Here is a 20,037-nt window from a genome sequence, read left to right as displayed (position 1 = left end):
CATGCCCGCTGAGTGACGCCCCGAACGCGGAACGTGAAGGCATCTTCCGTGTTCCGGCGACACTCTGTATCAGCCATTGATACGAGCGAACGGCGCGTCATGCGGGTCTGAGAGAATTGAGCACGTGATCTCCCGAATCGATCTGCGAGGCGACGCCCTCCCCGAGGGCCCCGCCCTGCGCGACCTGCTGCCCCGAGCCGAGTTCGACGTTCAGGCCGCCCTGGAGAAGGTGCGTCCGATCTGCGAGGACGTGCATCATCGGGGCGACGCGGCGCTGATCGAGTTCGCCGAGCGGTTCGACGGGGTCAGGCTCGACCAGGTGCGGGTACCGGCCGCCGCGCTCACGCGCGCGCTGGAGGAGCTCGCCCCGGCCGTGCGCGCGGCCCTGGAGGAGTCCATCCGCCGCGCCCGGACCGTCCACCGCGAGCAGCGCCGCAGCACGCACACCACCCAGGTCGTGCCCGGCGGCTCCGTGACCGAGAAGTGGGTCCCGGTGGACCGCGTCGGGCTGTACGCGCCCGGCGGCCGGTCCGTGTATCCGTCCTCCGTGGTCATGAACGTGGTGCCCGCCCAGGAGGCCGGCGTCGAGTCCATCGCGCTCGCCTCCCCGGCCCAGGCCGAGTTCAACGGCCTGCCGCACCCGACGATCCTCGCCGCCTGCGCCCTGCTCGGCGTCGACGAGGTCTACGCCGCAGGCGGCGCCACGGCCGTCGCGATGTTCGCGTACGGCACCGAGTCCTGCCCGCCCGCCGCCATGGTCACCGGCCCCGGCAACATCTGGGTCGCCGCCGCCAAGCGCTACTTCACGGGCAGGATCGGCATCGACGCCGAGGCCGGCCCGACCGAGATCGCCGTCCTGGCCGACGACACGGCCGATCCGGTGCACGTCGCCTCCGACCTGATCAGCCAGGCCGAGCACGACCCGCTGGCCGCCGCCGTGCTCGTCACCGACTCCGCCGAGCTCGCGGACGCCGTGGAGAAGGAGCTGGAGCCGCAGGTCGCGGCCACCAAGCACGTCGACGACCGGATCGTCCCGGCCCTGTCCGGCAAGCAGTCCGCTATCGTCCTGGTCGACGGTATCGACGAGGGCCTGAAGGTCGTCGACGCGTACGGCGCCGAGCACCTGGAGATCCAGACGGCCGACGCGGCCGCCGTGGCCGACCGCGTCAGGAACGCCGGCGCGATCTTCATCGGTCCCTGGGCGCCGGTCTCCCTCGGCGACTACGCGGCCGGCTCCAACCACGTCCTGCCCACCGGCGGCTGCGCCTGCCACTCCTCGGGCCTGTCCGTCCAGTCGTTCCTGCGCGGCATCCACATCGTCGACTACACGAAGGACGCGCTGGCCGAGGTCGCGCACCACGTGGTCACGCTGGCGGAGGCGGAGGACCTCCCCGCGCACGGCGCGGCGATCAAGGCAAGGTTCGGCTGGAAGGTGCCGGAGAGCAAGTGAGCGACGTACGTATCGACGATCTGCCCGTACGGGACGAGCTGCGCGGCAAGTCCCCCTACGGCGCGCCCCAGCTGGACGTCCCCGTACGGCTGAACACCAACGAGAACCCCTACCCGCTGCCCGAGCCGCTGGTCGAGCGCATCACCGAGCGGGTCCGTGAGGCGGCCCGCAACCTCAACCGCTACCCGGACCGGGACGCGGTCGAGCTGCGCACGAAGCTCGCCGAGTACCTGACGGACACGTCCGGCTACGAGGTGGGCCTCGCCAACGTCTGGGCGGCCAACGGCTCCAACGAGGTCATCCAGCAACTGCTCCAGACCTTCGGCGGGCCGGGCCGGACGGCGATCGGCTTCGAGCCGTCGTACTCGATGCACGGGCTCATCTCGCGCGGCACGGGCACCGGCTGGATCTCCGGTCCCCGCAACGAGGACTTCACCATCGACCTCGTGGCCGCCGAGCGGGCGATCGCCGAACACCGGCCCGACGTCGTCTTCGTCACCACCCCCAACAACCCCACGGGCAACGCGGTCCCGCCCGAGACGGTCCTCGCGCTGTACGAGGCCGCCCAGGCGGCCAAGCCGTCCATGGTGGTCGTGGACGAGGCGTACATCGAGTTCAGCCACGGCGACTCGCTGCTGCCGCTGCTCGACGGGCGCCCGAACCTCGTCGTCTCCCGCACGATGTCGAAGGCGTTCGGCGCGGCGGGCCTGCGCCTGGGCTACCTCGCCGCGCACCCGGCCGTCGTGGACGCCGTCCAGCTCGTCCGGCTGCCGTACCACCTGTCGGCCGTCACCCAGGCGACCGCCCTGGCCGCCCTGGAGCACACCGGCACGCTGCTGGGCTACGTCGAGCAGCTCAAGGCCGAGCGGGACCGCCTGGTCACCGAGCTGCGCGCGATCGGCTACGAAGTGACCGCGTCCGACGCGAACTTCGTCCAGTTCGGCCGGTTCGCCGACTCCCATGAAGCCTGGCGGAAGATCCTCGACCGGGGCGTCCTGGTCCGGGACAACGGCGTGCCCGGCTGGCTGCGGGTCACCGCCGGAACCCCCGAAGAGAACGACGCGTTCCTCGACGCGGTCCGTGAGCTGAAGAAGGAGCAGAACGTATGAGCCGCGTAGGACGCGTGGAGCGGACGACCAAGGAGACCTCGGTCCTCGTCGAGATCGACCTCGACGGCACCGGCAAGACGGAGATCTCCACCGGCGTCGGCTTCTACGACCACATGCTCGACCAGCTCGGCCGGCACGGTCTGTTCGACCTGACCGTGAAGACCGAGGGCGACCTCCACATCGACTCGCACCACACCATCGAGGACACCGCCCTCGCCCTCGGCGCCGCCTTCAAGCAGGCCCTCGGTGACAAGGTCGGCATCTACCGCTTCGGCAACTGCACGGTCCCGCTGGACGAGTCCCTCGCCCAGGTCACCGTCGACCTGTCCGGCCGCCCCTACCTCGTGCACACCGAGCCCGAGAAGATGGCACCGATGATCGGCGAGTACGACACCACGATGACGCGGCACATCCTGGAGTCCTTCGTGGCCCAGGCGCAGATCGCGCTGCACGTGCACGTGCCCTACGGGCGCAACGCGCACCACATCGTGGAGTGCCAGTTCAAGGCGCTGGCCCGGGCCCTGCGCTACGCGTCAGAGCGCGACCCGCGCGCGGCCGGCATCCTCCCCTCCACGAAGGGCGCCCTGTGAACGGCATCTCGACCCTGCTGATCGTCGTCGGCCTGTTCCTCGTCGGAGGGATCTACTCCTTCGTCAAGCAGAAGATGCCCAAGGGCCTGATCGTGCTGCTCTCGATCGGCGCCGCGATGTGCCTGGCGGCCGGTGTCGTGAGGCTGGAGGTGTGGAATTGAGCGCCCCTCAGAAGAAGGTAGTCGTCTTCGACTACGGCTTCGGCAACGTCCGCTCCGCCGAGCGTGCCCTCGCGCGCGCGGGAGCCGACGTCGAGATCACGCGTGACTACGACAAGGCCATGAACGCCGACGGGCTGCTCGTGCCGGGCGTCGGCGCCTTCGCCTCCTGCATGAAGGGCCTGCGCGAGGCGCGCGGCGACTGGATCGTCGACCGCAGGCTGTCCGGCGGCCGCCCCGTCATGGGCATCTGCGTCGGCATGCAGATCCTCTTCGCCCGCGGCATCGAGCACGGCGTGGAGAGCGAGGGCCTCGACGAGTGGCCCGGCTCGGTCGAGCCGCTCCAGGCCGAGATCGTGCCCCACATGGGCTGGAACACCGTGGAGGCGGCGCCCGGCTCGCGGCTGTTCGCGGGCCTGGACGCGGACGCGCGCTTCTACTTCGTGCACTCCTACGCCGTCCACGACTGGTCGCTGGAGACACACAACCCGGCAATGGAGGCCCCCAAGGTCACCTGGTCCACGCACGGCAAGCCGTTCGTCGCGGCCGTCGAGAACGGCGCCCTGTGGGCCACGCAGTTCCACCCCGAGAAGTCCGGCGACGCCGGAGCCCAGCTCCTCACCAACTGGATCGGAACCCTGTAGAGACATGGCCAAGCTCGAACTCCTCCCCGCCGTCGACGTCCGCGACGGCCAGGCCGTCCGCCTCGTGCACGGCGAGTCCGGCACCGAGACCTCCTACGGCTCCCCGCTGGAGGCCGCCCTCGCCTGGCAGCGCTCCGGCGCCGAGTGGCTGCACCTCGTCGACCTGGACGCCGCGTTCGGCACCGGCGACAACCGCGAGCTGATCGCCGAGGTCGCCCAGGCGATGGACATCAAGGTGGAGCTGTCCGGCGGAATCCGCGACGACGACACCCTCGCCGCTGCCCTGGCCACCGGCTGCACCCGCGTGAACCTCGGCACGGCCGCCCTGGAGACCCCCGAGTGGGTCGCCAAGGTCATCGCCGAGCACGGTGACAAGATCGCGGTCGGTCTCGACGTCCGCGGCACCACCCTGCGCGGCCGCGGCTGGACCCGCGACGGCGGCGACCTCTACGAGACGCTCGAGCGCCTGAACAAGGAGGGCTGCGCGCGGTACGTCGTCACGGACATCGCCAAGGACGGCACGCTCCAGGGCCCGAACCTGGAGCTGCTGAGGAACGTCTGCGCGGCCACCGACCGGCCCGTGGTGGCCTCCGGCGGCGTGTCGTCGCTGGACGACCTGCGGGCCATCGCCGAGCTCGTCCCGCTCGGTGTCGAAGGGGCCATCGTCGGGAAGGCGCTGTACGCGAAGGCGTTCACCCTGGAAGAGGCCCTGGAGGCTACATCTTGAAAGGGACGCAGTGTCATGAGTGATGCCGTACGGCGCGTGCAGAGCGGAAGTCCCTGGGAGGAGAGTTTCGGTTTCGCGCGCGCCGTGGCGGCGGGCGACCGGGTGCTGGTGGCGGGCACGACACCCTTCAAGGGCGATGTGCTGTACGGGGAGGGCGATCCGTACGAGCAGGCCAAGGCGGCCTTCACCAGCGCCCTCGAGGCGATCGGCGAGTTCGGGCTCGGCATCGGGTCCGTGGTCCGTACGCGGATGTACCTGGCACACACGCGCGACCTCGACGAGGTGGGCCGGGCCCACAAGGAGCTGTTCGCCTCCGTGCGCCCGGTCGCGACGTTCCTCGTGGTGGAGGGCTTCGTCGACCCGCGCGTCCTGGTGTCGGTGGAACTAGAGGCATTCAGAGGAACGGTGGATTCATGACCCTGGCGGTCCGAGTCATCCCCTGCCTGGACGTGGACAACGGCCGGGTCGTCAAGGGCGTCAACTTCCAGAACCTGCGCGACGCGGGCGACCCCGTCGAGATGGCGAAGGTGTACGACGCCGAGGGCGCGGACGAGCTGACGTTCCTGGACATCACCGCCTCGTCGGGCAACCGCGAGACGACGTACGACGTGGTGCGCCGCACGGCCGAGCAGGTGTTCATCCCGCTCACGGTCGGCGGCGGTGTGCGCACCGCCGAGGACGTGGACAAGCTGCTGCGGGCCGGTGCGGACAAGGTCGGCGTCAACACGGCCGCGATCGCCCGTCCGGAGCTGATCCGGGAGATCGCGGAACGCTTCGGCCGCCAGGTCCTGGTCCTGTCGGTGGACGCGCGCCGCACCGAGTCCGGCTCCTTCGAGGTGACCACCCACGGCGGCCGTCGCGGCACCGGCATCGACGCCGTCGAATGGGCGCACCAGGCCGCCGAGCTGGGCGCGGGCGAAATCCTGCTCAACTCGATGGACGCGGACGGCACGAAGGACGGCTACGACCTGGAGATGATCCGGGCCGTGCGCAAGCACGTCACCGTCCCGGTCATCGCCTCGGGCGGCGCCGGCAAGCTGGCGGACTTCCCGCCGGCCATCGCGGCGGGCGCGGACGCGGTCCTGGCCGCGTCGGTGTTCCACTTCGGCGACCTGCGCATCGGCGAGGTCAAGGGGACGCTGCGGGAGGCGGGCCACCCCGTGCGGTGACGCCCGGCCAAGGAGCCCCGGTCGCCTGGCGCGGCCGGGGCTTCGTCACCCCCCCCAGATCCCGAGCTGCTTGGTCGCGTGCAGCTTCGCGATCGCGTCCTGGTCGCCGTCCAGGTCGACCTTGGCCGCGCTCTGCCGGCCGTACGAGAACAGCACCAGCTCGGACGGCTCGCCCGTCACCGTGACCACTGGGGTGCCCCGCTGCGCCACCGCCGTCTGGCCGTCCGGGCGGCGCAGCACCAGGCCGGTCGGGAGGCCCCGGCCCATCAGCCGGGCGGTGCGCTCCAGCCGGGACCACAGGGCGTCCTGGAAGACCGGGTCGAGCTCGCGCGGCGACCAGTCGGGCTGGGCGCGCCGGACGTCCTCCGTGTGGACGTAGAACTCGATGATGTTCGACATCTCGTCGACCGGCTTGATCGAGAAGGGCGAGAAACGCGGCGGTCCCGTACGGATCAGCTGGATCAGCTCCTCGTACGGCTTGTCGGCGTACTCCGCCATCACCCGGTCCAGGCGCGGCGCGAGCTGCTTGAGCAGTATCCCGCCGGCGGCGTCCGGGCGGCGCTCACGCACCACCACGTGCGCGGCGAGGTCACGGGTCGTCCAGCCCTCGCACAGGGTGGGCGCGTCCGGGCCCGCGGTCTCCAACAGATCGGCGAGGAGAAGTCGTTCACGCTTGGCATGGGTCGACATGCGGCCAGCCTACGACCGCGTACCGGGTCCGCACAGTGGACACTCCACCTGGCCTGTCGGTGGCGCGCGGCACAATGGTCCACATGACCAGCACGTCCTCCCGGCCCAGCCGTCTCGACCCGGAGCTCGCCGCCCGCCTCAAGCGCAGCGCCGACGGTCTCCTGCCCGCCATCGCCCAGCAGTACGACACCGGAGAGGTGCTGATGCTCGGCTGGATGGACGACGAGGCGCTGCACCGCACCCTGACCACCGGCCGGTGCACGTACTGGTCCCGGAGCCGCCAGGAGTACTGGGTCAAGGGCGACACCTCCGGCCACTTCCAGTGGGTGAAGTCCGTCGCCCTCGACTGCGACGCCGACACGGTCCTGGTCAAGGTCGACCAGGTCGGCGCCGCCTGCCACACCGGCGCGCGCACGTGCTTCGACACCGACGTGCTGCTCAAGGACGGCGGCTGCGACGACTCCACGACGGATCAGTAAGGTCAGCCGCCATGGACCTCGAGACGTTCCGCAAGCTCGCCACCGACCGGCGGGTCATCCCGGTCACCCGCAAACTCCTCGCCGACGGTGACACCCCGGTCGCGCTCTACCGCAAGCTCGCCGCCGCGCGCCCCGGCACCTTCCTGCTGGAGTCCGCGGAGAACGGCCGCTCGTGGTCCCGCTACTCGTTCGTGGGCGTGCGGTCGGCGGCGACACTGACCGAGCGCGACGGGCAGGCCCACTGGCTCGGCGCCCCGCCCGTCGGTGTCCCCACAGGCGGCGACCCCCTCGCCGCACTGCGCGCCACCATACAGGCGCTGCACACCCCCCACCAGGACGGCATGCCGCCCTTCACCGGCGGCATGGTCGGCTACCTCGGCTACGACATCGTCCGCCGCCTGGAGAAGATCGGCCCCGGCGAGCGCGACGACCTGAAGCTCCCCGAGCTGACCATGCTCCTCACCAGCGACCTGGCCGTCATGGACCACTGGGAGGGCTCGGTCCTGCTGATCGCCAACGCGATCAACCACAACGACCTCGACACGGGCGTCGACGAGGCATACGCCGATGCCGTGGATCGTCTGGACGCCATGGAGCAGGACCTCTCGCGCGCGGTCGCCCAGCCACCCGCCGCGCTCCCGCCCTCCGAGCTCCCCGAGTACTCCGCGCTCTGGGGCGGCTCCGACTTCCAGGAGGCCGTCGAGGACATCAAGGAGCGCATCCGGGCCGGCGAGGCCTTCCAGGTGGTTCCCTCCCAGCGCTTCGAGACGCCGTGCACGGCGAGCGCGCTGGACGTCTACCGGGTCCTGAGGGCCACCAACCCGTCCCCGTACATGTACCTGTTCCGCTTCGACGGGTTCGACGTCGTCGGCTCGTCCCCCGAGGCCCTGGTCAAGGTCGAGGACGGACGCGCCATGGTCCACCCCATCGCCGGCACCCGCTGGCGCGGCGCCACCCCGCAGGAGGACCAGGCCCTCGCCGACGAGCTGCTCGCCGACCCCAAGGAGCGCGCCGAGCACCTCATGCTCGTCGACCTGGGCCGCAACGACCTGGGGCGGGTCTGCGAGCCCGGCTCGGTCGAGGTCGTCGACTTCATGTCCGTCGAGCGGTACTCGCACGTCATGCACATCGTCTCGACGGTGACGGGCCGCGTCGCCCCGGGCCGCACGGCCTTCGACGTCCTCACCGCCTGCTTCCCGGCCGGCACCCTCTCCGGCGCCCCGAAGCCCCGCGCCATGCAGATCATCGACGAACTCGAACCGTCCCGGCGCGGCCTGTACGGCGGCTGCGTCGGCTACCTCGACTTCGCGGGCGACTCGGACACCGCCATCGCCATCCGCACGGCCCTCCTGCGGGACGGCACCGCCTACGTCCAGGCGGGCGCGGGCATCGTCGCCGACTCGGACCCGGTCGCCGAGGACACGGAGTGCCGCAACAAGGCGGCGGCGGTCCTCAGGGCCGTACACACGGCGAACCGGCTGGGAAAGGCCTGAGATGAACCCCGGCTGACGGTTCGCCCGGGGTTCGGGCGATAGTGGGGTACGTGACTGCCGCACCTGCCTTCCGTTCCGAAGCCTCCGAATCCGCCCGGGCCGGCCGCCTGAGCCTCGCCGTCGCGCTGCTGTGCGGCGCGCTCGGCGCGGCCGTGGCGCTGCTCGCCACCCGGCAGCGCTGGGCGGAGGGCACCGCGACGGTGGCCGGCGGCGCCTTCCCCCTGACCGCCAAGGGCAGCGACGTCACGGGCGTCCCCGCGGCGCTCGCCATAGTGGGCCTCGCCGCGCTCGTCGCCGTCTTCGCCGTCCGCCGGGCGGGCCGCCTCGTCGTGGCCGCGCTGCTGGCGCTCGCCGGCGCGGGCATCGTCGCCGCCGCCCTGCTCGGCGCCTCCGACGCCTCCGCGCTCGACGAGCAGGCCGCCCAGGCCTCCGGCGACACCTCCGCCTCCGTGGACACCCTCAGCCACACCGCTTGGCCGTACGTCGCGGCCGTCGGCGGTGTCCTGCTCCTCCTGGCCGGACTGCTCGCCCTGCGCTACGGCCGCCTGTGGCCCGCGATGTCCGGCCGCTACGAGCGCGATGGCACACCCCAGCCGCGCCGCAAGGCCCCCGTCGTCGACCCCGACCGGCCCGAGGAGCTGTGGAAGGCGCTGGACCGGGGCGAGGACCCGACCGGAGCCTGAGCCACACGAGGGAGCGGGGCTTGCTCCAGGCGTACCCCCGCTCACCGTCCACGCGCGCGTGCGGGACAATGGGCCCGAGCGTCCTGCTCAGACACGCACACAGCAACGAGGAGCAAGCAATGGCGGGCAGCAGCCACGGTCACACCCCGGCCGCCTGGACCGGTGTCACGATCGCCTTCATCGGTTTCTGCGTCGCGGGCGCGTTCATGGTGATGGACCAGCCGCTGGGCTTCTGGGCCGGCATGGTCGTCGTGCTGCTCGGCGGCGTCGTCGGCGGCATCATGCGGATGATGGGCCTCGGCCAGCCCAAGGAACTGCATCGGCCGCACCGGATGACGGGCGACCGAGAGCCGGCGCGCGCCGAGGGCTGATCCCCGGCGCGCACCGCGTTGTCGCGAGAGGGGCGGCCGGCACTCGGGTGCCGGGGCCGCCTCTCACGCGCGTGCGGGGCACAATGCCTACCGTGAACGCCGACAGCCGAAGGGTGACGCCTAGCGTCCCGGGCCGCCTGGCCGTCCCCGCCGGGGTGCTCGCGGCCGTCGCCGCCGCCTTCGCCTACGTGGGCGCGGTCGACCCCAACGAACCCGGCCACTATCCCGTCTGCCCGCTGCTGCACTACACGGGCCTCTACTGCCCCGGCTGCGGCGGACTGCGCAGCGCGCACGCCTTCGTCCACGGGGACTTCCCGGCGGCACTGCACGCCAACGCGCTCGCCGTCCTCGGCTATCTGGCCTTCGCCGTGCTGTGGACCGTATGGGTGGTCCACGCGGTGCGCAATCGTCCGATGCGGGTCGACCCCCGTCCGGGGCTGGTGTGGAGCCTCGGCGCGTTGCTGCTGGTCTTCACGGTTGTCCGGAACCTGCCCTTCGGTGGCTGGCTCCACCCTTGATCAACTCGCGGATGTCCAGGTAGTGGGACCGCCGTCAACCGGATGCGAGGCCTGCGCCCTCCTCCGGATACCATCGCAGTGACCATCTGTTTCCGCTGTTCGCTGGAAATGTCAACCGTCTGGAAGGGGGCCGCTCGCGTGAGTGTGCTCGACGAGATCATCGACGGAGTCCGTGCCGACCTCGCGGAGCGGCAGGCGCGCGTCAGCCTCGACGAGCTCAAGGAGCGCGCGGCGAAGGCTCCCGCTGCCAAGGACGGCGCGGCCGCACTGCGCGGCGACGGCGTCAAGGTCATCTGCGAGGTCAAGCGCTCCAGCCCTTCCAAGGGCGCGCTGGCCGCGATCGCCGACCCCGCCGGCCTCGCCGCGGACTACGAGGCGGGCGGCGCGGCCGTCATCTCCGTCCTCACCGAACAGCGCCGCTTCGGCGGCTCGCTCGCCGACCTGGAGGCGGTCCGCGCCCGCGTGGACATCCCGGTCCTGCGCAAGGACTTCATCGTCACGTCGTACCAGCTGTGGGAGGCCCGCGCCTACGGCGCCGACGTCGCCCTGCTGATCGTCGCCGCTCTCGACCAGCCCGCCCTGGAGTCCCTCGTCGAGCGCGCCGAGTCCATCGGGCTCACGCCGCTCGTCGAGGTGCACGACGAGGACGAGGTCGAGCGCGCGGTCGACGCAGGCGCCCGCGTGATCGGCGTCAACGCGCGCAACCTCAAGACTCTCGAGGTGGACCGCGGCACCTTCGAGCGCGTGGCACCGGAGATCCCCGAGCACATCATCAAGATCGCCGAGTCCGGCGTCCGCGGCCCGCACGACCTCATCGCCTACGCCAACGCCGGCGCCGACGCGGTCCTGGTGGGCGAGTCCCTCGTCACCGGCAAGGACCCCAAGACGGCGGTCTCCGACCTGGTGGCGGCAGGCGAACATCCCGCACTCCGGCACGGCCGGGGCTGATCTCCCGCTAAGCTTTGCCCCGATGACTCTCACCATGACGACCGTGGACCGGTACGCCCGCCTCGCGCGCGGCTGCCGCCCCCGCGGCTGCCGAGCCCCCGCGCGCCGCGTACACGGCCGCCGGGTTCGCTACGTCATCGGTGACGAGCCGGGCCAGGTCAACGGCATGCGATGGCAGCGCGCCCTTTAGGGGCGCGGGGCAGTTCTGAATATGCGGCTCCGCCGCGTGGGCGCGACCAGCCGAATACGGCCCGCAGCCAGCAGCCAAACCCTGCCCCCACGGCGATTAGTGCATTCCACACACACTCACCGTGAAGGTTTCCGCATGCCCAGCCAGTTCTTCATCCCCGACCCCGAGGGTCAAACCCCCAACCCCGAAGGCTACTTCGGGGCATTCGGCGGCAAGTTCATCCCGGAGGCCCTCGTCGCCGCCGTCGACGAGGTGGCCGTCGAGTACGACAAGGCCAAGCACGACCCGGAGTTCGCCAGGGAACTCGACGACCTCCTGGTCAACTACACCGGCCGCCCGTCGGCGCTCACGGAGGTGCCCCGCTTCGCCCAGCACGCCGGAGGCTGCCGCGTCTTCCTCAAGCGCGAGGACCTCAACCACACCGGCTCCCACAAGATCAACAACGTCCTCGGCCAGGCCCTGCTCACCAAGCGCATGGGCAAGACCCGCGTCATCGCCGAGACGAGGCCGGCCAGCACGGCGTCGCCACGGCCACGGCCTGCGCGCTCTTCGGCCTCGACTGCACCATCTACATGGGCGAGATCGACACCCAGCGCCAGGCCCTCAACGTCGCCCGGATGCGCATGCTCGGCGCCGAGGTCATCGCCGTGAAGTCCGGCAGCCGCACGCTGAAGGACGCGATCAACGAGGCGTTCCGCGACTGGGTCGCCAACGTCGACCACACGCACTACCTCTTCGGCACGGTCGCCGGTCCCCACCCCTTCCCGGCCATGGTCCGCGACTTCCACCGGGTCATCGGCGTGGAGACCCGCCGCCAGCTCCTGGAGCGCGCGGGCCGGCTCCCCGACGCCGCCGTCGCCTGCGTCGGCGGCGGCTCCAACGCCATCGGCCTCTTCCACGCCTTCATCCCGGACGAGTCCGTCCGCCTCATCGGCTGCGAGCCCGGCCACGGCGTCGACACCGGCGAGCACGCGGCGACCCTGACCGCCGGCGAGCCCGGCATCCTGCACGGCTCCCGCAGTTACGTCCTCCAGGACGACGAGGGCCAGATCACCGAGCCGTACTCGATCTCGGCCGGTCTGGACTACCCGGGCATCGGCCCCGAGCACTCCTACCTCAAGGACACCGGCCGCGGCGAGTACCGGGCGGTCACGGACGACGCGGCCATGCAGGCCCTGCGCCTGCTGTCCCGCACCGAGGGCATCATCCCGGCCATCGAGAGCGCCCACGCGCTGGCCGGCGCCCTGGAGGTCGGCAAGGAACTGGGCAAGGACGGGCTGATCGTCGTCAACCTGTCCGGCCGCGGCGACAAGGACATGGACACCGCCGCCCGCTACTTCGGCCTCTACGACACCGACGCCGAGGTCGCCGCCGACGCGGACACCGACACCGCCGAGATCGAGGGGGACGCCAAGTGAGCGGCGCTGCTTTGAACAGTCAGAGGGGCCAGCTGTTGAGCGACACCCTCGCCGCGGCGAAGTCCGAGGGCCGGTCCGCCCTCATCGCCTACCTCCCGGCCGGGTTCCCGACCGTGGACGGTGGCATCGAGGCGATCAAGGCCGTTCTGGACGGCGGCGCCGACGTCGTCGAGGTCGGTCTGCCGCACAGCGACCCCGTCCTCGACGGGCCCGTCATCCAGACCGCCGACGACATCGCCCTGCGCGGCGGCGTGAAGATCGCCGACGTGATGCGCACGGTCCGCGAGGCCCACGCGGCGACCGGCAAGCCGGTCCTCGTCATGACGTACTGGAACCCCATCGACCGCTACGGCGTCGAGCGGTTCACCGCCGAGCTCGCCGAGGCGGGCGGCGCCGGGTGCATCCTGCCCGACCTGCCCGTGCAGGAGTCGGGGCTGTGGAGGGAGCACGCCGAGAAGCACGGCCTCGCCACCGTCTTCGTCGTCGCGCCCAGCAGCAAGGACGAGCGGCTCGCACAGATCACCGCGGCGGGCAGCGGCTTCGTCTACGCCGCCTCCCTCATGGGCGTCACCGGCACGCGTGAGTCGGTCAGCTCGCAGGCCGAGGACCTGGTGCAACGCACCCGGGCCACCGGTACGGACCTGCCGGTCTGCGTCGGTCTCGGCGTCTCCAACGCCACCCAGGCCGCCGAGGTCGCCGGCTTCGCCGACGGCGTGATCGTCGGCTCGGCCTTCGTCAAGGCCATGCTGGACGCCCCGGACGACGCGGCCGGTGTCGAGGCCGTCCGCACCCTGGCGGCCGGTCTGGCGAAGGGCGTGCGCGGACAGGCGTAAGAAGCCAGGCGAGAAAGCCGGATGCCATACAGGTCCCCCGTACGGGTGGACCTGGGGCCGGGGAGGCGCATTGCGCCTCCCGGTTCGTTTCCGGGGTGTGAGCGAGAAGAACCGTGAGGGAAAGCGCACCGCCCGTGAGCGGCTGGCGGAGGAGCGCGAGAAGCAGAAGGCCTCGGAGAAGCGCCGGCGCGCAATGATCGTGGGCGGGGCCGTTGTGGCCGTCCTGGGACTCGCGGCGGTGATCGGCGTCGTCGCCGCCAACGCCGGGAAGGACGACGACAGCGAGGCGACCGGCCCGGTCGTGGCGCCCTCGGGAGCACAGGGCAAGGACGGCCTGGCCATCCCGGTCGGCAAGGACAGCGCCAAGTCCACGCTCACGGTGTGGGAGGACTTCCGCTGCCCGGCCTGCAAGTCCTTCGAGACGGCGTACCGGCCGGTGATCCACGAGCTGACGAACGCGGGCCAGTTGAAGGTGGAGTACCACCTGGTCACCCTCATCGACGGCAACATGCGCGGCAGCGGCTCCCGCAACGCCGCCAACGCCGCGGCCTGCGCTCAGGACGCCGGGAAGTTCCCCGCGTACCACGACGTGCTCTTCGACAACCAGCCCCCGGAGGCCGACGACGCCTATGCCAGGACCGACAAGCTGATCGAGCTGGCCGGCAAGGTCGACGGCCTGGACACCCCCGCCTTCCGCAAGTGCGTCGAGGACGGCACGCACAACGCGTGGGTCGCCAAGTCCCACCAGGCCTTCGACAAGGGCGGCTTCTCGGGCACGCCGACCGTGCTGTTCGACGGCAAGAACATCTACCAGGACCGGACGATGACCCCGGCGAAGCTCAAGCAGATGGTGCAGGAGCAGAACAAGGGGTAAGGGCTTTTCTCACCTCCCTGTTATGGACCCGTAGCCGGGCTGCCCGCCGCGGCCCCGGTCCGGCACGGTAGCGTCGACCTTGCCATGGAACTTGCCTTCATTCCCAGCCCGTCACGCGGGGTGCTGTATCTCGGCCCCATTCCGCTGCGCGGCTACGCGTTCTGCATCATCATCGGCGTCTTCGTTGCCGTCTGGCTCGGCAACAAGCGCTGGATCGCCCGGGGCGGGCGGGCCGGCACGGTGGCCGACATCGCTGTCTGGGCCGTGCCCTTCGGCCTCGTCAGCAGCAGGCTCTACCACGTGATCACGGACTACGAGCTGTACTTCAGCGAGGGCCGTGACTGGGTGGACGCCTTCAAGATCTGGGAGGGCGGCCTCGGCATCTGGGGCGCGATCGCACTCGGCGCGGTGGGCGCGTGGATCGGCTGCCGGCGCCGGGGCATCCCGCTGCCCGCGTACGCCGACGCCATCGCCCCCGGTATCGCCCTCGCGCAGGCGATCGGCCGCTGGGGCAACTGGTTCAACCAGGAGCTCTACGGCAAGCCCACCGACCTGCCGTGGGCCCTGGAGATCACGTCCTCCGCGGACGGGCGGGTGCCGGGCACGTACCACCCGACGTTCCTGTACGAGTCGCTGTGGTGCATCGGCGTCGCGGTCCTGGTCATCTGGGCGGACCGGCGCTTCGGGCTGGGACACGGCCGGGCGTTCGCGCTGTACGTCGCCGCGTACTGCACGGGCCGGGCGTGGATCGAGTACATGCGTGTCGACGACGCCCACCACATCCTGGGCCTCCGGCTGAACGTGTGGACCGCGATGCTCGTCTTCCTGCTCGCGGTCACGTACCTCGTGATCTCGGCGAAGAAGCGGCCGGGCCGGGAGGCCGTGGTGGAACCGGGTGCGGAGACCTCCGATGGTGAGACCGGCGGGGACTCCGCGGCCGAGGACGAGGCGGAGTCCGGCGAGGACGGGGCCGAGAGCGAGGCCGGTGACGAGGCCGGATCGGCGAAGAAGACCTGATCGTCTGCCGTATGCGACCGAGGGCGCCCGAAGATCGCCGGGCGCCCTCGGCGTTTTCCGGGATGGGCGGTGTCAGCGGCGGCGTGCCAGGAACAGGGTGCGCTGGGCCGCCGTCGCCACGGCCGTGTCGATGAAGCGGCCGTCCAGGAGGGCCTGGCCGCCCTGCTCCGCAGCAGCAGCCTTGACGATCGTCTCCGCTTGCTCGATCTCCTCCTCCGTGGGGAGGAAGGCCCGCTCGATGACCGGGAGCTGGCGGGGGTGGATCGCGGCCCGGCCCAGAAAGCCCAGGGCGCGGCCATGGGCACAGGAGGCGGCCAGCCCCTCCACGTCGCGGACGTCCGGGTGGACCGACTGCGCCGGCGGCGGCAGACCCGCGGCCCGGGCGGCCACGATCACCCGGGAGCGGGACCAGTCGAGCCCCGCGTCCTCACATACGCCCAGGTCGGCCCGTAGATCCGCCTCCCCGAGCGCGATGCCCCGCAGGGACGGGTGGGCCGTGGCGACGGCGTACGCCTGTTCCACGCCGAGGGCCGTCTCCAGGAGGGCGTACAGGGGCAGCCCGGTGGGCACGGCGTGCTGGGCGATCCGGACGACCTCGGCGGGCGAGGTGATCTTGGGGAGCCGCAGGGCGCAGAGGCCGGGAGCCGGGGCCACGGCGGCGAGGTCCAGTCCGGCCCAGGGGCTGTCCAGGGCGTTGACGCGGACGTGGACCGGCACCGGCGGCAGCTCGGCGAGCAGCTCGGCGGTGGCGGCACGGGCGTACGCCTTCCGGTCGGGGGCGACCGCGTCCTCCAGGTCGACGACGACGATGTCGGCGCCGGAGGTGAGGGCCTTGGCCACCACGTGGGGGCGGTCGCCCGGGGCGTAGAGCCAGGTGAGCGGGAACGCCGCAGTCACAGGGCGCCCTCCGCGCGCAGCGCCGTGAGGTCGGCCGGGGACAGGCCCAGTTCGGTGAGGACCTCGTCGGTGTCCGCGCCGTGGGGGCGGCCGGCCCAGCGGATCGCGCCGGGCGTGGCGGAGAGCCGGAAGAGGACGTTCTGCATGCGCAGGGGGCCCAGTTCCGGGTCGTCGACGGTGGTGATGGTGTTCAGGGCCTGGTACTGCGGGTCCGCCATCACGTCCCGGATGTCCTGGACGGGGGCAACGGCCGCCTCGGCCTTCTCGAAGGCCGACAGAACGTCCGTGCGGGTGCGTGCGGCGATCCAGGAGCCGACCGCCTCGTCCAGGACGTCGGCGTGGCGGGCGCGGTCGGCGCCCGTGGCGAACCACGGCTCGTCGATCAGTTCCGGGCGGCCCACCAGACGCATCACGCGTTCCGCGACCGACTGGGCCGACGTCGAGACGGCGACCCAGGTGCCGTCCGCGGTGCGGTAGACGCCGCGCGGGGCGTTGTTGGGGGAGCGGTTGCCGGTGCGGGGCTGGACGTGGCCGAGCTGGTCGTACCAGAGGGGCTGGGGGCCGAGCGCGGCCAGGATCGGTTCGATCAGAGCCATGTCGACGACCTGGCCCTCGCCGGTCCTGTCCCGGGCGGCGAGCGCCGTCAGCACGGCGTACGCCGTCGTCAGGCCCGTGATGGAGTCGGCCAGGCCGAACGGCGGGAGCGTCGGGGGCGCGTCCGGTTCGCCGGTGATCGCGGCGAAGCCGCTCATCGCCTCGGCGAGGGTGCCGAAGCCGGGGCGGTGCGCGTAGGGGCCGAACTGGCCGAAGCCGGTGACGCGGGCCAGGACCAGGCGGGGGTTGACGGCCGACAGCTCCGGCCAGCCCAGGTCCCACTTCTCCAGGGTGCCGGGGCGGAAGTTCTCGATGATCACGTCGGCGCCGGTGGCGAGGCGCAGGAGGGTGGTGCGGCCGCCGGGCTTCGACAGGTCGAGGGTGATGGTGCGCTTGTTGCGGCCGAGCATCTTCCACCACAGGCCCACGCCGTCCTTCGACGGGCCGTGGCCGCGGGACGGGTCCGGTTTCGCCGGGTGCTCGACCTTGACGACCTCCGCGCCGAAGTCGCCGAGCAGGGTGGCGGCGAGCGGCCCGGCGAAGAGGGTGGCGAGGTCCAGGACGCGGAGGCCGGTGAGGGGCGCGGTCATGAGCGGTGGGTCTCCCGGTGTGTGAGGTGGGCGAGGGTGTCGAAGCCGATGCCGTTGAAGTCGCCGATGGAGGTGGACAGGCGGTTCTTCAGGGGGGCCGTCCAGTGGCCGGGCAGGGCCGCGGGGTCGCCGGTCAGCAGGCCCGCGATGCTGCCGGCGGTCGCGCCGTTGGAGTCGGTGTCCCAGCCGCCGCTCACGGCGCGGCAGATCGAGGCGGAGAAGTCGCCGTCGGCGTGAGTGAGGGCGGCGGCGATGAGGGCGGTGTTGGGGACGGCGTGCACCCAGTGGTGGGTGCCGGCGTGGGTGGCGTGCAGTGCGTCGACGATCGTGTCGAAGTCGTCGTGTTCCTGGGCCAGTTGGATGGCGTGGTGGACGGCTCGGGCGAGGCGGGAGCCTGGCGGGACGACGGTGAGGCCGGTGCGCAGGCAGTCGTGGACGTCGTGTCCGCCTGTCGCGGCCTTCGCGATGGTGGCCGCCGTGAACATCGCCGCGTAGACGCCGTTGGCGGTGTGGGTGAGGGTGGCGTCGCGGTGGGCCTGTTCCGCGGCGGCGGCCGGGTCGCCGGGGTTGGTCCAGCCGTGGACGTCGGCGCGGATCAGGGCGCCGATCCATTCGCGGAAGGGGTTACGGTGGCGGGCGGTGCGCGGGGGTTCCAGGCCGGTGAGGAGGTTGCGGTAGGCGATGCGTTCGGCGGTGAAGGTGCGGCCGGCGGGGAGTTCGTCGAGCCAGGTGCGGGCCACGTCCGTGGGGGTGAAGGATTTGCCGTGGCGTTGGAGGAGGATGAGGTTGAGGAGGGGGTAGCTGAGGTCGTCGTCCTCGGGCATGCCGTCGATGTTTTCGGCGAGGGAGGTTTTTTCCGAGCGGCGGTTCCAGGGGTGTGCGGCGAGGAGTTCTTCGGGGACGCCGCGGGCTGTGAAGTAGGTGGTGAGGGGCCAGTTGCCGGTGGACTTGGCCAGTTGGCGGATGGCTTCCAGGGGGAGTTTTTCCACTGGTTTGCCTAGGAGGCAGCCGACGGCTCGGCCTAGCCAGGCGGATTCCAAGTGCTGCTCGGGTGTGGCCGGGGTCGAGGTTGGGGCGCTCGCCCGCGCCGGCGGGGTGCCGCCCTCTTCGGGACGGGTGCCGCCCCAGTGGCACGACTGCCCGCGGCTAGGTGGCCATTCGGGGCATAGCGACCTGATCTTCTCCAGGTCCGTTGGCTCGTCGTCCGCCAAGGCGCTGGGCAGGTCCGCCAGTTCGTCCAGGAGGTCTTCTGCCAGTTGGCGGAGGTAGCGGGACGCCGGGGTGGGGGATGCGCCTGCGGTGGCGGGGGCCTCTGGGCCGCCCGCCGAGCGCCAGCGGGCTGCGATTGCTTTTGGTTCGCGGCCGTCCTGGGTCGCCTGGCGGAGTTCGTGGCCGAGGAGGTCTTCCGGCTGGACCCAGGTCAGGCGGAGCATTCCGGGCCTCCGAGGGATGCGAAGGCGTGTTCGTGGGTGCGGCGGCGGGAGGTGTCTCGGGTGAAGATCTCGCGGGTCACGGCCGTGAGGGTCGTGGCCGGTTCCCAGAGGTCCAGGCGGCTGGCCTCCGCGACCGTCTTGGCCCAGTCCTGGGGGATCGGAGAGCCGAGGGCGCCGGCCAGGGCGCCGGCCATCGTGGCGATGGAGTCGCAGTCGCGTCCGTAGTTGACGGCGCCGAGGACCGCGTGGCGGTAGTCGCCCCGGGCCACGAGCAACATGCCCAGGGCTACGGGGAGTTCCTCGATCGCGTGGAGGCGGGAGGGGCGACGGGCGCCGAGGGAAGGGGCGCGGTAGTCGGGGCCCACCGTGTCGTAGGGGGCGACCGCCTCGCGCAGGGGGCCCAGCGCCGACTCGAAGTCCGTGTGGCGGGAGGCCTTCTCGCAGACCCGCTCGATGGCGGTGCGCGTGCCGTCCTTCGCCAGGGACAGGCAGGCCGAGACGACCGAGTCCGGGGTGGCTCCCGGGGTGCACGCCGCCGCGACCGCCGCGGCCAGGACGCCCGCCGCCTCGCGGCCGTACGACGACTGGTGCGCGCCGGCGATGTCGAGGGCCTCGGCGTAGGCCGCCCGCGGGTTGGCGGCGTTGACCAGGCCGACCGGGGGCATGTACATCGCCGCACCGCAGTTGACGATGTTGCCGGTGCCGGCCTCGCGTGGGTCGGCATGGCCGTAGTGGATCCTCGTCACCAGCCATTTCTCCGCCAGGAAGATGCGGTGCAGCGGGAGCGCCTCGGTCTCCAGTTCCGGGATCCAGCGCGGCTCGGTCATGAGGTCGGGGACCAGGTGGTCGGCGACCGCGTAGGCGTCGAGGTGGTCGCGGACCCGTGCGTAGACCCGGATCAGGGCGTGGGTCATCAAGGTGTCGTCGGTGACGTGGCCGTCGCCCTTGTGGTACGGGGCGAGGGGACGGGCGGTGCGCCAGGCCTCGCCGTGCCAGGGGCCGACGATGCCGTGGACGCGGCCGCCGTGGCGTTCCAGGATCTGCTCGGGCGAGTAGCCCTCCACGGGGCCGCCGAGGGCGTCGCCGACGGCGGCTCCGACCAGGGCTCCGGTGATCCGCTCGTCCAGTGTGGCGTTTTGGTGCGGTTTGGGCTTCATGGCCG

At 71.8% G+C, this 20,037-nt stretch carries 23 protein-coding genes and 1 pseudogene; 19 read left to right on the top strand and 5 right to left on the bottom strand.

What is annotated here, in order from left to right:
* Nucleotides 1-124 precede the first annotated feature (124 nt).
* Genes hisD through hisF form a run of 8 tightly spaced genes read left to right on the top strand, consistent with a single transcriptional unit; the run spans nt 125 to nt 5,847 of the window.
* On the top strand, nt 125-1,450 hold the full coding sequence (gene hisD / locus V8690_RS10400; RefSeq protein ID WP_338777590.1) for a histidinol dehydrogenase: 1,326 nt from the start codon (nt 125-127) through the stop codon (nt 1,448-1,450).
* A complete protein-coding gene (locus V8690_RS10395; protein WP_338777588.1) occupies nt 1,447-2,559 on the top strand; it encodes a histidinol-phosphate transaminase in 1,113 nt (370 codons plus the stop codon). Before hisD ends, V8690_RS10395 begins: the two co-directional genes overlap by 4 nt.
* Nucleotides 2,556-3,149 (top strand): imidazoleglycerol-phosphate dehydratase HisB, encoded by a 594-nt coding sequence (hisB, locus tag V8690_RS10390; RefSeq protein ID WP_059416503.1) that lies wholly within the window; start codon nt 2,556-2,558, stop codon nt 3,147-3,149. Before V8690_RS10395 ends, hisB begins: the two co-directional genes overlap by 4 nt.
* Nucleotides 3,146-3,310, top strand: a complete 165-nt coding sequence (locus tag V8690_RS10385) for a hypothetical protein (RefSeq protein WP_010039417.1) — start codon at nt 3,146-3,148, stop codon at nt 3,308-3,310. Before hisB ends, V8690_RS10385 begins: the two co-directional genes overlap by 4 nt.
* Entirely contained in the window at nt 3,301-3,951 is a 651-nt protein-coding gene (hisH, locus tag V8690_RS10380; RefSeq protein ID WP_338777576.1) for an imidazole glycerol phosphate synthase subunit HisH, read from the top strand. Before V8690_RS10385 ends, hisH begins: the two co-directional genes overlap by 10 nt.
* A 4-nt stretch (nt 3,952-3,955) precedes the next feature.
* Nucleotides 3,956-4,678: a bifunctional 1-(5-phosphoribosyl)-5-((5-phosphoribosylamino)methylideneamino)imidazole-4-carboxamide isomerase/phosphoribosylanthranilate isomerase PriA gene (priA, locus tag V8690_RS10375; RefSeq protein ID WP_338777575.1), complete on the top strand. Its 723-nt coding sequence runs from the start codon at nt 3,956-3,958 to the stop codon at nt 4,676-4,678.
* A gap of 15 nt (nt 4,679-4,693) precedes the next feature.
* A complete protein-coding gene (locus V8690_RS10370; RefSeq protein ID WP_338777573.1) occupies nt 4,694-5,095 on the top strand; it encodes a RidA family protein in 402 nt (133 codons plus the stop codon).
* Nucleotides 5,092-5,847, top strand: coding sequence for an imidazole glycerol phosphate synthase subunit HisF (gene hisF, locus V8690_RS10365; RefSeq protein WP_338777571.1), 756 nt, complete (start codon nt 5,092-5,094; stop codon nt 5,845-5,847). Before V8690_RS10370 ends, hisF begins: the two co-directional genes overlap by 4 nt.
* Nucleotides 5,848-5,892: 45 nt before the next feature.
* On the opposite strand, the gene V8690_RS10360 is transcribed toward hisF, so the two are convergent.
* On the bottom strand, nt 5,893-6,537 hold the full coding sequence (locus V8690_RS10360) for a TIGR03085 family metal-binding protein (protein WP_338777568.1): 645 nt from the start codon (nt 6,535-6,537) through the stop codon (nt 5,893-5,895).
* An 83-nt stretch (nt 6,538-6,620) separates the two neighbouring features.
* Here V8690_RS10360 and hisI point away from each other — a divergent pair, with 83 nt between their 5' ends.
* The 11 genes and pseudogenes from hisI (at nt 6,621) to lgt (ending at nt 15,361) form a co-directional block, all read left to right on the top strand.
* Nucleotides 6,621-7,016 carry a phosphoribosyl-AMP cyclohydrolase gene (hisI, locus tag V8690_RS10355; protein WP_338777566.1) on the top strand — a complete coding sequence of 132 codons (396 nt, stop codon included), beginning with the start codon at nt 6,621-6,623 and terminating at the stop codon, nt 7,014-7,016.
* A gap of 11 nt (nt 7,017-7,027) precedes the next feature.
* Entirely contained in the window at nt 7,028-8,509 is a 1,482-nt protein-coding gene (locus V8690_RS10350) for an anthranilate synthase component I (protein ID WP_338777565.1), read from the top strand.
* Between the two features lie 41 nt (nt 8,510-8,550).
* A complete protein-coding gene (locus tag V8690_RS10345; RefSeq protein WP_338777564.1) occupies nt 8,551-9,192 on the top strand; it encodes a TIGR02234 family membrane protein in 642 nt (213 codons plus the stop codon).
* Nucleotides 9,193-9,311: 119 nt separating this feature from the next.
* Nucleotides 9,312-9,563, top strand: coding sequence for an HGxxPAAW family protein (locus V8690_RS10340; RefSeq protein ID WP_338777563.1), 252 nt, complete (start codon nt 9,312-9,314; stop codon nt 9,561-9,563).
* A gap of 83 nt (nt 9,564-9,646) precedes the next feature.
* Complete coding sequence (locus V8690_RS10335; RefSeq protein ID WP_338777562.1) at nt 9,647-10,081, top strand: DUF2752 domain-containing protein; 435 nt, start codon at nt 9,647-9,649, stop codon at nt 10,079-10,081.
* A 138-nt stretch (nt 10,082-10,219) separates the two neighbouring features.
* A complete protein-coding gene (gene trpC / locus V8690_RS10330; protein ID WP_338777561.1) occupies nt 10,220-11,029 on the top strand; it encodes an indole-3-glycerol phosphate synthase TrpC in 810 nt (269 codons plus the stop codon).
* A 22-nt stretch (nt 11,030-11,051) separates the two neighbouring features.
* On the top strand, nt 11,052-11,219 hold the full coding sequence (locus V8690_RS10325) for a hypothetical protein (RefSeq protein ID WP_184982751.1): 168 nt from the start codon (nt 11,052-11,054) through the stop codon (nt 11,217-11,219).
* Nucleotides 11,220-11,354: 135 nt separating this feature from the next.
* Nucleotides 11,355-12,637 (top strand): annotated as a pseudogene (trpB, locus tag V8690_RS10320) (tryptophan synthase subunit beta).
* Nucleotides 12,634-13,470, top strand: coding sequence for a tryptophan synthase subunit alpha (gene trpA / locus V8690_RS10315; RefSeq protein ID WP_338777556.1), 837 nt, complete (start codon nt 12,634-12,636; stop codon nt 13,468-13,470). Before trpB ends, trpA begins: the two are co-directional and overlap by 4 nt.
* Nucleotides 13,471-13,567: 97 nt before the next feature.
* A complete protein-coding gene (locus tag V8690_RS10310) occupies nt 13,568-14,344 on the top strand; it encodes a thioredoxin domain-containing protein (protein ID WP_338777555.1) in 777 nt (258 codons plus the stop codon).
* A gap of 84 nt (nt 14,345-14,428) precedes the next feature.
* Nucleotides 14,429-15,361, top strand: coding sequence for a prolipoprotein diacylglyceryl transferase (lgt, locus tag V8690_RS10305; protein WP_338777554.1), 933 nt, complete (start codon nt 14,429-14,431; stop codon nt 15,359-15,361).
* A 72-nt stretch (nt 15,362-15,433) separates the two neighbouring features.
* On the opposite strand, the gene V8690_RS10300 is transcribed toward lgt, so the two are convergent.
* Genes V8690_RS10300 through V8690_RS10285 form a run of 4 tightly spaced genes read right to left on the bottom strand, consistent with a single transcriptional unit; the run spans nt 15,434 to nt 20,032 of the window.
* Nucleotides 15,434-16,258, bottom strand: coding sequence for a CoA ester lyase (locus tag V8690_RS10300; RefSeq protein WP_338777553.1), 825 nt, complete (start codon nt 16,256-16,258; stop codon nt 15,434-15,436).
* The gene (locus V8690_RS10295) at nt 16,255-17,442 is read right to left on the bottom strand and encodes a CoA transferase (RefSeq protein ID WP_338777552.1); all 1,188 of its coding nucleotides are present in this window, start codon (nt 17,440-17,442) and stop codon (nt 16,255-16,257) included. The genes V8690_RS10300 and V8690_RS10295 overlap by 4 nt, the downstream gene beginning before the upstream one ends.
* Nucleotides 17,439-18,875, bottom strand: a complete 1,437-nt coding sequence (locus tag V8690_RS10290) for an ADP-ribosylglycohydrolase family protein (protein WP_338777550.1) — start codon at nt 18,873-18,875, stop codon at nt 17,439-17,441. Before V8690_RS10290 ends, V8690_RS10295 begins: the two co-directional genes overlap by 4 nt.
* Nucleotides 18,863-20,032 (bottom strand): ADP-ribosylglycohydrolase family protein, encoded by a 1,170-nt coding sequence (locus V8690_RS10285; protein WP_338777549.1) that lies wholly within the window; start codon nt 20,030-20,032, stop codon nt 18,863-18,865. Before V8690_RS10285 ends, V8690_RS10290 begins: the two co-directional genes overlap by 13 nt.
* Between the last annotated feature and the right edge of the window lie 5 nt (nt 20,033-20,037).

Origin of the sequence: Streptomyces sp. DG1A-41 (assembly GCF_037055355.1) — a bacterium.
Lineage (GTDB): Bacteria > Actinomycetota > Actinomycetes > Streptomycetales > Streptomycetaceae > Streptomyces.
This window is presented reverse-complemented; position numbering and strand designations above follow the sequence as displayed.

Coding starts and splice junctions, on each gene's coding strand:
- hisB (WP_059416503.1), top strand. CDS start 2,556: ATGAGCCGCGTAGGACGCGTGGAGCGGACGACCAAGGAGACCTCGGTC.
- priA (WP_338777575.1), top strand. CDS start 3,956: ATGGCCAAGCTCGAACTCCTCCCCGCCGTCGACGTCCGCGACGGCCAG.
- V8690_RS10370 (WP_338777573.1), top strand. CDS start 4,694: ATGAGTGATGCCGTACGGCGCGTGCAGAGCGGAAGTCCCTGGGAGGAG.
- hisF (WP_338777571.1), top strand. CDS start 5,092: ATGACCCTGGCGGTCCGAGTCATCCCCTGCCTGGACGTGGACAACGGC.
- V8690_RS10360 (WP_338777568.1), bottom strand. CDS start 6,537: ATGTCGACCCATGCCAAGCGTGAACGACTTCTCCTCGCCGATCTGTTG.
- hisI (WP_338777566.1), top strand. CDS start 6,621: ATGACCAGCACGTCCTCCCGGCCCAGCCGTCTCGACCCGGAGCTCGCC.
- V8690_RS10350 (WP_338777565.1), top strand. CDS start 7,028: ATGGACCTCGAGACGTTCCGCAAGCTCGCCACCGACCGGCGGGTCATC.
- V8690_RS10340 (WP_338777563.1), top strand. CDS start 9,312: ATGGCGGGCAGCAGCCACGGTCACACCCCGGCCGCCTGGACCGGTGTC.
- V8690_RS10335 (WP_338777562.1), top strand. CDS start 9,647: ATGCCTACCGTGAACGCCGACAGCCGAAGGGTGACGCCTAGCGTCCCG.
- V8690_RS10325 (WP_184982751.1), top strand. CDS start 11,052: ATGACTCTCACCATGACGACCGTGGACCGGTACGCCCGCCTCGCGCGC.
- lgt (WP_338777554.1), top strand. CDS start 14,429: ATGGAACTTGCCTTCATTCCCAGCCCGTCACGCGGGGTGCTGTATCTC.
- V8690_RS10295 (WP_338777552.1), bottom strand. CDS start 17,442: ATGACCGCGCCCCTCACCGGCCTCCGCGTCCTGGACCTCGCCACCCTC.
- V8690_RS10290 (WP_338777550.1), bottom strand. CDS start 18,875: ATGCTCCGCCTGACCTGGGTCCAGCCGGAAGACCTCCTCGGCCACGAA.
- V8690_RS10285 (WP_338777549.1), bottom strand. CDS start 20,032: ATGAAGCCCAAACCGCACCAAAACGCCACACTGGACGAGCGGATCACC.